The sequence below is a fragment of the Chryseobacterium sp. MYb7 genome, assembly GCF_002979455.1.
Taxonomy (GTDB): Bacteria; Bacteroidota; Bacteroidia; order Flavobacteriales; family Weeksellaceae; genus Chryseobacterium.
Genome location: NZ_PCOU01000030.1, coordinates 52168 through 63993, shown reverse-complemented (window position 1 = coordinate 63993; position 11826 = coordinate 52168). Strand labels below are relative to the sequence as shown.

General features: G+C 36.1%; 13 protein-coding genes. 4 read left to right on the top strand and 9 right to left on the bottom strand.

What is annotated here, in order from left to right; all coding sequences use genetic code 11:
- Nucleotides 1-102: 102 nt before the first annotated feature.
- The 5 genes from CQ046_RS19815 to CQ046_RS19795 all read right to left on the bottom strand — a co-directional run bounded on the left by CQ046_RS19815 (nucleotide 103) and on the right by CQ046_RS19795 (nucleotide 4473).
- Entirely contained in the window at nucleotides 103-1008 is a 906-nt protein-coding gene (locus CQ046_RS19815) for a DUF4835 family protein (RefSeq protein WP_105703921.1), read from the bottom strand.
- Between the two features lie 36 nt (nucleotides 1009-1044).
- Nucleotides 1045-2250 carry a bifunctional phosphopantothenoylcysteine decarboxylase/phosphopantothenate--cysteine ligase CoaBC gene (coaBC, locus tag CQ046_RS19810; protein WP_105703920.1) on the bottom strand — a complete coding sequence of 402 codons (1206 nt, stop codon included), beginning with the start codon at nucleotides 2248-2250 and terminating at the stop codon, nucleotides 1045-1047.
- Nucleotides 2251-2378: 128 nt separating this feature from the next.
- Nucleotides 2379-2702 (bottom strand): DNA-directed RNA polymerase subunit omega, encoded by a 324-nt coding sequence (locus CQ046_RS19805; RefSeq protein WP_034681463.1) that lies wholly within the window; start codon nucleotides 2700-2702, stop codon nucleotides 2379-2381.
- 42 nt (nucleotides 2703-2744) lie between these two features.
- A complete protein-coding gene (locus CQ046_RS19800) occupies nucleotides 2745-3740 on the bottom strand; it encodes an outer membrane protein assembly factor BamD (RefSeq protein ID WP_105703919.1) in 996 nt (331 codons plus the stop codon).
- Between the two features lie 103 nt (nucleotides 3741-3843).
- Nucleotides 3844-4473 (bottom strand): TetR/AcrR family transcriptional regulator, encoded by a 630-nt coding sequence (locus tag CQ046_RS19795; protein ID WP_065396359.1) that lies wholly within the window; start codon nucleotides 4471-4473, stop codon nucleotides 3844-3846.
- A 96-nt stretch (nucleotides 4474-4569) separates the two neighbouring features.
- Here CQ046_RS19795 and CQ046_RS19790 point away from each other — a divergent pair, with 96 nt between their 5' ends.
- From CQ046_RS19790 to CQ046_RS19775, 4 genes are all read left to right on the top strand, one after another.
- Nucleotides 4570-5193 carry a TatD family hydrolase gene (locus CQ046_RS19790; RefSeq protein ID WP_105703918.1) on the top strand — a complete coding sequence of 208 codons (624 nt, stop codon included), beginning with the start codon at nucleotides 4570-4572 and terminating at the stop codon, nucleotides 5191-5193.
- Nucleotides 5186-5911 carry a ThiF family adenylyltransferase gene (locus tag CQ046_RS19785; protein WP_105703917.1) on the top strand — a complete coding sequence of 242 codons (726 nt, stop codon included), beginning with the start codon at nucleotides 5186-5188 and terminating at the stop codon, nucleotides 5909-5911. Before CQ046_RS19790 ends, CQ046_RS19785 begins: the two co-directional genes overlap by 8 nt.
- A 101-nt stretch (nucleotides 5912-6012) precedes the next feature.
- Nucleotides 6013-6384, top strand: coding sequence for a ribonuclease P protein component (rnpA, locus tag CQ046_RS19780; RefSeq protein WP_105703916.1), 372 nt, complete (start codon nucleotides 6013-6015; stop codon nucleotides 6382-6384).
- Nucleotides 6385-6631: 247 nt separating this feature from the next.
- On the top strand, nucleotides 6632-7240 hold the full coding sequence (locus CQ046_RS19775; protein WP_105703915.1) for a DUF4126 domain-containing protein: 609 nt from the start codon (nucleotides 6632-6634) through the stop codon (nucleotides 7238-7240).
- Nucleotides 7241-7279: 39 nt separating this feature from the next.
- On the opposite strand, the gene CQ046_RS19770 is transcribed toward CQ046_RS19775, so the two are convergent.
- From CQ046_RS19770 to CQ046_RS19755, 4 genes are read right to left on the bottom strand one after another with little or no spacing between them, the layout of a single operon-like run.
- Nucleotides 7280-9271 carry a hypothetical protein gene (locus CQ046_RS19770; protein WP_105703914.1) on the bottom strand — a complete coding sequence of 664 codons (1992 nt, stop codon included), beginning with the start codon at nucleotides 9269-9271 and terminating at the stop codon, nucleotides 7280-7282.
- Nucleotide 9272: 1 nt separating this feature from the next.
- Nucleotides 9273-9824, bottom strand: coding sequence for an LptE family protein (locus tag CQ046_RS19765; protein WP_105703925.1), 552 nt, complete (start codon nucleotides 9822-9824; stop codon nucleotides 9273-9275).
- Complete coding sequence (locus CQ046_RS19760; protein ID WP_105703913.1) at nucleotides 9814-10518, bottom strand: hypothetical protein; 705 nt, start codon at nucleotides 10516-10518, stop codon at nucleotides 9814-9816. Before CQ046_RS19760 ends, CQ046_RS19765 begins: the two co-directional genes overlap by 11 nt.
- 14 nt (nucleotides 10519-10532) lie before the next feature.
- Nucleotides 10533-11822: a sigma-54 interaction domain-containing protein gene (locus CQ046_RS19755; protein WP_105703912.1), complete on the bottom strand. Its 1290-nt coding sequence runs from the start codon at nucleotides 11820-11822 to the stop codon at nucleotides 10533-10535.
- Nucleotides 11823-11826: the final 4 nt, after the last annotated feature.

Here is an 11826-nt window from a genome sequence, read left to right as displayed (position 1 = left end):
CTGGATCGGATTCAATTATTTAGCTTTTATTGTTATTGCTTGTAAAAAATTCATAAAAAGAAAGTCAAGATGAGTTCAATACTCAAACTTATTCACAGATCTTTATACTTTCCATTTATTCCACTTATTATCAATGTTTTTTGGAGATAGAATGATCATTGTCTGTTTAAGATCATTGAGAATCAAACCTCCATTATTTCCAGAATTGAAGATATTGAAGATCTCGTCACTTTTGGTATCCATGAACAGGTTAAAGAAAAATGCCTGCTGAAAACTGTTTTCATACATTTTCAATTGCATTAAAGCATCAAAAATTACTTTTTTCCCTGCAGTCTGATCCTGATTGAAAAGGTTATCCAATCCAGCTCTGTGGTAAGTATAAAAAGTAGAACGCAACTGATTCCAGTTTGGGTTCATAATTTCGTTAATCAAAATAGAGCGGCTTCTCGGCTCATTGATGGTATTCCAGCCTTCATAGTTTCTGTTTTGGGAATTCTGTGCAATCTGCTGTGCTTTTGCAAACCACTGAGAACCACCCATAGACTGGAAACTATCTCCGTCCAATCCTAAAATAACATAAATGTAAAAGCTGACTACATCCGTTAAATTTTTACCTGAAAACTGTCTCTCATTGAATATAAGACTTTCATTTTCAACATATTCAAAGGCAAATCTCTGATCCTGAAGATTCAGCAAAGGAGATTCATACGTTGTATTATAAACGGGGCGCATAGCCTGAACAACTATAGATCCTTTGAATTTATTACCATCCCTTTCTCCTATTACAACAGAAAAACCGCATTTTATTTTTTCAAAATTCTGAAGTTTTTTCCCAGTCCAGCTGGTATTATTGATGAAATCCCTAAGACTTTTTTCTAATGACTTATATGCCTGCTGGTTACTCCCTCCAAGTTGCTGAGCATTTACCTGAACAGTTGCCAACAGCTCCTGAGAAAAACTTTGGGTATATATAAAAAGCAGAAAAAATAAACTTATAATTCTTTTCATTGTCTACTAAAAATTGAGAACGGAAATTTATTAAAATTATTTTAAAAGTTGAGACTCAACAAAATTAAGAATATCTTTCGCTACTTCGTCTTTGGACTTCAGATTGAATTCTTTCTTTTCCGTCTTGGTAAATATTTTGATTTTATTGGTATCATTCTTAAAACCTGCGCCTTCATCGCGTAGAGAGTTCAGCACAATCATATCCAGATTTTTCTTTTCCAGCTTTCCTTTTGCATTTTCTTCTTCGTTCTGGGTTTCCAGGGCAAATCCTACTAAAAACTGGTGTGTTTTCTTTTCGCCCATTGTTTTAAGAATATCCGGATTCTTTACCAGTTCTATCGTCAGGTTTTCATCATTCTTTTTGATTTTTTCCTTTGCCACTTCTTTGGGAGCATAATCAGCCACTGCTGCACTGGCAATTCCTATGTCTATTTTATCATAGAACTCAAATACTTTTGCCAGCATCTCTTTCGCTGAAGTTACTTTATGAAGCTCCACATTCGGATCATTGATCGTTTGAACACTTGGCCCTGAAATCAAAATTACTTTTGCTCCTCTTTTGGAAGCTTCTTCTGCCAGAGAAAATCCCATTTTACCTGATGAATGATTTCCGATGAACCTTACCGGATCAAGGGCTTCATAAGTAGGTCCTGCAGTAATTAAAACTGTTTTTCCATCAAGACTTTTAGATAGATTGCTGTTTGCAAAATGATTTTCAACGGTATTAAAAATAGTTGCCGGCTCTGCCATTCTTCCCTGCCCTATGAGACCACTTGCAAGTTCTCCATTTTCTGCAGGAATAATAATATGACCAAAGCTTTCAGCAAGTTCCAGACCCTTCTTTGTAGAAGGGTGTGCATACATGTCAAGATCCATTGCCGGAGCGATGAATACCGGGCATTTTGCAGACATATAAGTCGCAATAACCAGATTATCACACATCCCGTGGATCATTTTAGATAAGGTATTAGCCGTACATGGAGCTACAATCATAACATCTGCCCAAAGCGCCATTTCCACATGACTGTTCCATGTTCCGTTATCGTTGTAAAATTCCGAATACACTGGTTTTTTGGACAATGTAGAGAGGCTTAGTTTCGTCACAAAATGTTCTGCATCAGGAGTCATAATGACTTGTACATCGGCTCCTTTCTTCACAAAATCTCTTATCAGAAAGTGAATTTTGTAGGCTGCAATTCCTCCAGAGACAGCGATAAGTATCTTTTTACCGGAAACACTCATTTAGTTCTAATTTTTTGAAATACTAAAGTACTTATTTTTTCCCACACAATCAGGCTTTAAAACAACAAAAGGTCATAAAAGAAATGATTTCTTTTATAACCTTGATTTATTAAAACACAGATGATTGATTATTTTCTCTCTTCTGTTTTTCTGAAATAAACATCTTCGTTTAACCATTCTTCAATAGCAATTGAAGTTGGCTTTGGAAGCTTTTCGTAATGTTTAGAGATCTCAATCTGTTCTCTGTTTTCGAAAACCTCTTCTAATGTAGAATTGTGAACGGCAAATTCATCCAATTTGTTGTGAAGTTCCGTACGGATCTCCGCATTGATCTGCTCTGCTCTCTTTCCCATGATAACAATAGCTTCATAGATTGAACCTACTTTATCTTCAATCTTATCTTTATCGTAAGTAATTGTATTTACTTCTGCTTTTGTATCTTTTACACTCATTTTGAGAAAATTATTTTTATTTTAAGATGGCAAATTTACGAATTATCTTTGAATTTTGAAAGTCGCTGCCGGAGGAGGGGTCTTAAGTGCTGCACTGTCCCTCTGTAACTGCATTGCTTTCTTTTCATTGCTGATCTGATCTTTAATTTGCTGTTCAGTTTTATCTTTAGCCGCCAATTTTTCAGCCTCTTTTTTCTGTTTTGCAGTTAAAACTGCCATTCTTGCTTCGGTTTGTTTTTTAACAACCACAAAGTTTTGTTTTTCCTTTTCCAGTTTTTCTCTAAGATCTATTGCTGTCTTAGAATATTCTGTATTAGGAAGCTCCTTTTCCACCAGTCTTGTATACGTCAATGCGCTTTCAATACGCTCATCTTTAAGACCATAAACTGATTTTGTTGCCAGCTCATAACGGGATTTCATGATATAATCATAAATCTTTGAACGAAGTTTTGTACTTGGAAAATCTTCCAAAACGTTTTCCAAAGCTACATTCGCTGCTTTGTACTCTCCCATTCTGTAATATTGTTTTCCATTTTCAAAAGCTTTAAATTCAAGCTTATAAGACAGTTCATCAATTAACTGACTGATATTTTTAGATCTTTCAGAGTTTGGATAATTGTTCAGGAATTCCTGAAGCTCATTAATGGCCAACTCTGTACTGGACTGATCTAAGTTGTAATCCATAGATCCTTCATAGTAGCACAATGCAGACATATATGCAGCCTCTTCAGCTCTTGGATCTTTTGGGAAACTCACCGCAAAGTTTTTAAACTGGTGACCTGCCAGCTTATAGCTCTTATCATAATAGTTAGCATAAGCCGTGTTGAAACCTACATTAGGAAAATCATCAGTTCCTGCCACAAGATTCGCTAATCTGTCATAAAGAGCCAATGCATTTTTCCACTTTTTCTTAGCGAAATTTTCATTAGCTGCTTTTAAGATAAACTCTTTATCAGCACTCCTCATTGCTCTTTCCTGCTGGCTTACACAAGATGAAATCACCGCTACAGCGAAAAGACCTAAAATATATTTTTTCATATAAAAAATTCAACAGTTTTCGGATTATACAGCCGATTTACTAATTTGCAAAAATATAACTTTTTTGTCAATAGATTTTTTTTTATGAATATTTAACGTAATTTTAGTCTGCAGCGTATCCCAAAATAGCAAAAACACTTAATAAAAGATTCATTCTTACCTTTTTCTCAGCTTCTTTTGCATAAGTTTCTTCATTTTTGCTCGGAACATAAAGCTCATAGAAATTTTTATTCCTGATTACAAACAAAGTAGACCCGATGATCATCGTTAGGATATCTTCAGGCTTAGGGGTAAAAGTAAAAACGCCGGAAGCCACTCCTTTTTTGATGACTTCATCCAGCTTTTTTACAAATAACTGATAGAAATCAAGTAACTCATCTTTCAGATTTTCTGTATGACGAAGCTCCTGGGTAACAAAACCATGGAAATAATTATACTTGAACAACTGAGAAACGATATATTTAATCATCTCTCTCATCTGCATTTCCGGTTTCCCATCTTTGATGGTATCTGCGAATTCTGAAAAATTTTCTCTGGTCTTCAGTACCCTGTACTGATAGAGATAAGACATCATTTTCTCTTTAGAACCGAAGTAATAAGAGATCATGGCGACATTGATATTGGCTTTGGAACAAATATCTCTTACAGAAGTTCCCTCATATCCTTTCTTGGCGATGAGCTCTTCTGCAATATCCAATATGTGAATCTGTTTTTCTGTAAATTTTTTTTTCATGAAGTGCACTTTGAGTAAAGTTAAGAAATTTTTAACACATTTATAAACGATCGTTTAATAATTTTAAATTAATTCTGAAAAACGCTACTTTTGAACATGGAATTTTTTGATTTTCACCATCATAAAAAATATATCAGAAACGGAATTTATAATCTTGCGAAAGAAATTCCGCCTGATTTTCCTTATTCTATAGGAATTCACCCCAACGATATTGACGTTCACAATCTGGAGCAGCAGTTTTCATGGATGAAAAGTATGATGTTTCAAAACTGTTTTGCGATTGGAGAATGCGGTCTGGATTCTTTGGTTTCTGTGGATCAAAAAATCCAGGAAGAAGTTTTCTTAAGGCAGATCATGATTGCCAATGAAGTAAAAAAACCCATTATTATTCATTGTGTAAGAAAATTTTATGAAGTTATTTCTTTCAGGAAAAAATCCGGGCAGCCTATGATTATTCATGGTTTCAACAAGAAAAGACAGATTGCCGAAGATCTTCTGGCTCATAATTTTTATCTGAGTTTTGGAAAAGCTGTTTTGTATAATTTATCTTTGCAGGATATTTTAAAAAAAACTCCATTAGACAAATTCTTTTTAGAAACTGACAATGAAGATTTTAACATCGAAGAATTGTATGAGAAAGTTTCAGAAATAAAAGGTATTTCTTTGGAACAGCTTAATGAACAAATTTTAGAAAATTTAGAGACGATAAAAAATGGATAAGTACTGGTTGGAAAGAACAGAACTTCTGGTAAAAGAGGAAGGTTTGGAAAAATTGAATAAAGCCACAGTTTTGGTTGTTGGTTTAGGCGGAGTAGGTTCTTTTGCAGCTGAATTTCTGGCTAGAGCCGGAGTAGGAAATATGACGATTGTGGATGGTGATACTGTGGACATTACCAATATCAACAGACAGTTACCTGCTTTACGTTCTACAGTTGGGAAACATAAAGTAGAGGTTGTTGCCGAAAGACTTTTAGATATCAATCCTGATCTTAACTTAACCAAAATCAATGAGTTTCTAAATCCTGAAAGAATGGATGAAGTGTTGGATTCTGCGAAATTTGATTATGTTTTGGATTGTATTGACAGTGTTACCCCAAAGCTTTGTCTGATTATCGCAGCCAAGAGAAGAAGGATAAAAATTGTAAGTTCAATGGGAGCCGGCGGAAAAACCGACCCAAGCAAAGTAATGGTAAGGGATATCAGCAAAACCGAACATTGCCACCTTGCAAGACAAGTAAGAAAGAGGCTGAAAAAAGTAAAAATTGACAAAGGAGTTCGTTGTGTTTTTGCGAATGATATTCAGGATGAAGAAAGCTTGAAAATGACTGACGGAACCAATTATAAAAGATCTTTTTACGGAACTATAAGCTATATGCCTGCCATTTTCGGGCTGTATACCGCTTCAGAAGTGATTAATTATTTATTAAATCAGGATTAAAACATTTCCCCATCTATTTTACTGATTTACAAACACTGAACCATGTATTAATCTGTGAAATCTGCAGGAGAAAAATAAAAAACTATATTTACACTCCGTAAATGACAAATTCCAAATATCCCAGAGCAGAAAAGCTCAAAAAAAACACGGAAATCAGTTTGCTTTTTGATAAAGGCAAATGGAGAACCAGTGGAAACCTGAGAATCATTATTCTGAAAGACAAGCCTAACCTTCCTGTAGAATCAGCAAGATTTGGGGTTTCTGTTTCTAAAAGATATTTTAAAAGAGCTGTACACAGGAATCGCATCAAAAGATTATTGAGAGAATGTTACCGCCTGAATAAGGATTTATTTAAGCAAGCCTTTGGAGAGAAAACCATGGCTATGCTGTTTTGGGTTTCTCCTGAGATACCTCCGAAATTTCAGGATGTGGAAGCGCAGTTTATAAAGCTTTGTGAAGCGCAGAAAAAGTAACCATCTTTCTAATAGAATAATAGTAAAATAATAAAGATCTGTGAGACATTTTCTTGCAGATTTTTTTATTTTCCACAGATCGCACAGATAAGTATGTATAAAATATTTTTTACTCTACAGTAGATCACAAATAGCAAACCTCAAAAACCCGTACTCCAGATCCCGTATCTGGAACTCTGAAATCAACAACACTCCAAATCTCATATACTTTTTGTAATTTAGGAAAACATTAAATCTGAAAATTAATATGTTAGACAATATTCCCTATTTTTCTTATGTCATTAGTGCATTTATCGGCATTGGATTAGCCGCGGCTACAGGATTCCGGGTATTTCTCCCAATGTTTATTGTGAGTCTTGCCTCTTATTTCAACTGGATTCCGATGAATGAGCAATTTGAGTGGCTTGCAGGGCTTCCAACATTGATAACAACAGGAATTGCCACAGTAGCTGAGATCCTTGCTTATTACATTCCATTTATTGATCATTTGCTGGATACAATATCCATTCCTATGGCAACGGTAGCAGGGTCTATATTATTTGCCAGCCAGTTTACCGAACTGGGAACTTTCCCGCAGTGGGCGATGGCATTAATTGCAGGTGGAGGTACAGCAGCTACTATCAGCTCAGGATTTGCAGGAATACGGGCCGCATCTACCGCTACAACCGGAGGATTAGGTAATTCTGTGGTAGGAACAACAGAAACAGCAGGTGCTGGTCTTATGTCTGTTCTTGCGATGGCAGCTCCAGTGATTGCAGCAATTTTTGCCGTAATTATTTTAATACTTGTTATTGTTTTTGGGCGGAAAGCCTTGAAAAAGTTAAGAGGCAGTAAGGATAAACCTGTAGATCTATAAAATAAAAAAGGTACTGTTGTAAGCAGTACCTTTTTCTTTTTAATTTTTACTTCTAAAATCCTTAATATCCTGAATTTTAGATTCAAAATACGTTTTTTTCTCAGGACTCTTTTTAATTAATATTTCAAACGCTTTTATTGCTTTTGTATAGAGTTTCTGCTCAAAATAAAGATTGGCTAATGTCTCGGTCATCAAATGCGAGATATCATCGTTCTTTTCTTTTACAACATAGGTACTTTCTTCTTTTAACTGGCTGATTCTAGGGTTATTTTCAATAAAGGTTTCAATGGCCTTTTCTTTGATTTCGGTTTTCTCTTTTACAATTTCTTCCGTTCTGCCAATCTTAAGCCAGCTTTGCCAGGTATTGATAAAACCTGGAACATTACTGTCTGCTATTGCCTGAGTGGTATTCTTCATGGTAACCTCCTGTACTTTTTCTACAGCCTCTTCTTTATTTTCAGTCTGTTTTTCTTCAACCTTAAGGGTAGAAATATCGTTTCCGAAGAAAGAAACATTCATCACAGGAGCATCTTCTTTCCCAACCTCTGCAACAGCCTTCTCTTCTCCAAATGATTGAACAGTTTCTGTTTCTTCTACAGATAAGACTTCTTCCTTAACAGCTTCAACTGTTTCCTCCGGTTTAGATTCTTCATTTAGGATTTCCGGTTCAGGAATGACTTCTGCTGCCGGAGCTTTTATTTCAGGGGTTGATACTTCTGTTGATTTGCTTATTAAAGAATCCGGTAGATTGGATTCCACACTCATAGGCCTCCATGCAGACTGAACTTCGGGAGTTCCCTCCTTTTCTTCTTCTTTTTCCTCAGGAACTTCAACCTTAATCTCCTCTTCTACAGGCAATTGATTCACAACAATTTCTTCCTGTACCGGTTCTTCTTTGATTTCCTCAGGCTTATCTTCACTCGTTGACCAAAAATGGAAATTTTGAGTCTCCGCAAAGCTAATTACATGATATTCAACAGCTTCCAGCTCTACCTTTTCTTCTTGAGAAACAGGTTTTGCCTCCTTCATTTTTTTCTCCACTTCTTCAATCAGTCTTCTCATCTCATCCTCATGTTTATTTACACTGGATTGAGAGACTTCAGCCGTTTCAGAAATTTCTTCGTTATTGGCCTGGATTTTTACATCCGGCATGAATGAGTCTGTACCGTGGAAGCTTACTTCTGCATCTGATACTTCTTTTGCAGGAAGTTCTTCTTCAGAGACAAATGCTGTTTCATTATCTTTTGCTTCTGTAACTGCAGTCTCTTCAGCTATTGTTTCTTCAATATTTTCTGTTGATAATACAGGTGCTTCTTCATGGAAACTGATATTTTCCTCTTCTTCAATCTTCTCTTCTTCTTTCTCAGATGAAAGCTGATCTTCATCAATGATAGTTTCCGGTGTGAAGTCCTCTCCTGCGTTCTCCTCTACTTCAGTCTGTACCTCTTCTTGAGATTCCTGAACAGGTTGTTCTACTGCGGGCTCGGCCTTTTGAGTTACCAAGGTGCCTGATTCCAGCGTAGATTCAATATCTATTGTTTCAGAATTTTGCTCATCCAGGAAGTTTTCTTCTCCTTCGAATAAAATTCTGTTTCGTTCACCGTTTACATAAATATGTTTAATTTCATGGGAAGCGGGCAATACGCATGCATTTTCCTGGCTTTCTCCCTGTTTCTCCAAAGAAGCTTCTTCTTCTCTTTTAATAGGGAAAGATTTACCTTTTGGTGCATATTGGGAGGGTTTTTCAATTGTTTGAGACGGAGCTTTGTCTTCAACAATTTCAGGTTTGATCTCCTCTCTGATCTTTCCGTTGATCAGCTGATATAAAATTTTCTTATCAGTGGTATAGGCCGCTGTGGTAGAAAGCTCTTTCTGATAATTTTCTTTTTCATACAGGTGTACCCCATACAGATGGAGCGCCCTGATATTTTGAATATAAGGAAAAGTGTGAATCTCTTCTTTCAAAAGGCCAAGGTCTTCTGACTGAATCTTCTTCGGATTTTTTATTAATTCTAAAACTCTGGGATTCATCTTACCAATTCGCTACAATGTCGTTAAATATCTTGTTAATAATTCTATCTGTCACCAGCTTTACCTGCTGGTCTTCGATCTGACTTAGTGAGACATCACTGTTGAAAGCAGCTTCATCGCTATACGTTCTGTCAAAACTTGCATCCGGATGAATTTTATTTTCATAGTGTACCTTCACTGTAATCGTAAGTTTATTCTGCCCCTGCTGAACCACTCCGCCCGATGGATTGGTCACAGTATTGGAGCTGACTGTGGTAGGAGTAATTGAATAATCTGAGATTTCTCCTTCTATCAGGATATCAGGATTTTCTTTTGTTCCTTTCAAAGTTGTTCTTTGAAGGAATCTATTTTGTATTGCTGTAGAAAACTGTTGGGATAATGCAGGGTTTACAAGCGGTGCATTATTCGGAAATTCATTGATCTGAACTGTTTTCTCGTCCGTAAGAGACGAGCCCGTAAAGCTGTAACATGAGTTCAATACACCCAGCAATGCAAAAAGCATTACCGTCAGTAATGGCTGTTTCAGACTGATATTTTTAATTTTAAAATTCATTTTTAGTTCCAATTTCAGTAATTTCATCATACTCAATTTGTTGCATAGCATCTTCATAAGCAAAATATTTTGCAGTGTATAAAAACGGTATTGTAAGGAAAAGTCCTATCCCGCAAGCCACAATACCAATCTGAGCTAAGATGCTCACCACTAACGAGAAAAGGAAAATAGACAATAGATTTCCTTTGGTCATTATTTTTGAAATATTCCACGCTTCTTTTATTTCTGTGATTCCTTTAAGGCTAATTAAAGGAATGATATAAAACCCTTTCAATACGAAGTAATATATCGCAACGAACATCAGAAAAATGTAAGGGAATATTAAAAACATAATCATCGGATTAGGCTGATGACCTTCAGACATGGCACCTGATACTGTCATAATAATAATCATTGGAATGTAAAGTAATATAACCCCTCCGAAAACAATTAACTGCAACATAAAATAAGGCATGAAGTCTTTAAAATCAAAGATATCTCCTGGACTTGCCGGCTGGTTTCTGTTCAGCCTTTGAAGGTATTTGAATAAATTACCCATTGCAAGCAGTCCACAAAATGGAATAATAGACATGATTAAGCATACTAAACATGCTATAAAAATATTCCCGAAATCTTTCTTTAAAAGTTCGAAACCTTTATTAATATATTCTCCGAGTTTAAAATTGATCGGCTTAGGCGTTAAATTTACTTTCATTATCTATGTTTTGCTTAATCTTCCAGGTTATATTGTTTTATTTTTCTGTATAAAGTTCTTTGTGAAATTCCCAGTTCATCTGCCGCTCTGTTCCTACGTCCTTTATGCTTCTCCAAAGCTTTGATAATCAAATCTTTTTCATTGTTTTGTAAGGAAAGTGATTCCGGTCTGTTTTCTTCCACTTCGATGTCTTCAATATCTTCATAGCTGTCGTCAGGAGTAGAAATAATGGTAGGGGTCTGCACTACCGGTGCATCATTATTATTTTCAAAATACACTAAAGATCCGGTATTTACCTGTGGCTGAGTTTCAGGGGTATAAATCCTGTTGATCAGATTTTTCTCATGGTTGCTCAGATCTGCTGTTCCTCTGTTCTTAATCAATTCCGAAGTTAAGGATTTTAAATCATTAATATCATTCCTCATATCGAACAGAATTTTATACATGATTTCTCTCTCACTTCCGAAATCGCTCTGTTTAGGAGTATTCTGGGTATTCACCACCATTGGCAGGTGTGTTTCCATAGGAATATACTCGGCAAGTTTTTCAGCAGTTATATTTCTGTTTCTTTCCACCACGGTCATCTGCTCTACCAGGTTTCTTAATTGGCGTACGTTACCTGGAAAAGAATAACTTTCTATATAATGAACTGCACTTTGCTCTAGCTCAAGCTCAGGCATTCTGTACTTTTCTGCGAAGTCTATGGCAAACTTTCTGAATAATAAATGAATATCTCCTTTTCTTTCTCTCAAAGGAGGCATATCTATCTGAACGGTATTCAAACGATAATATAAATCCTCACGGAATCTTCCGTCATGGATTGCTTTCATCATATTAACGTTGGTAGCGGCTACAATTCTCACATTGGTTTTCTGTACCTGTGAAGATCCCACTTTCATAAATTCACCACTTTCCAGAACTCTTAAAAGACGAACCTGCGTCTGTAGTGGCAGTTCTCCTACCTCATCCAAAAATATGGTTCCACCATCTGCTACTTCAAAGTATCCTTTTCTTGTAGCGGTAGCACCGGTAAAGGCTCCTTTTTCGTGTCCGAAAAGCTCAGAATCGATAGTTCCTTCCGGAATTGCTCCACAGTTTACTACGATATAAGGCTGATGTTTTCTTTTGGATTCTGAATGGATAATTTTCGGAATAAATTCTTTTCCTACCCCACTTTCCCCTATCACCAATACAGAAATATCTGTAGGTGCTACCTGAATAGATTTTTCCAGGGCCCGGTTGAGTGCCGGAAAGTTTCCGATAATTCCGAAACGGTTTTTTATGTTTTGTAACTCGTTGCTCATAAGT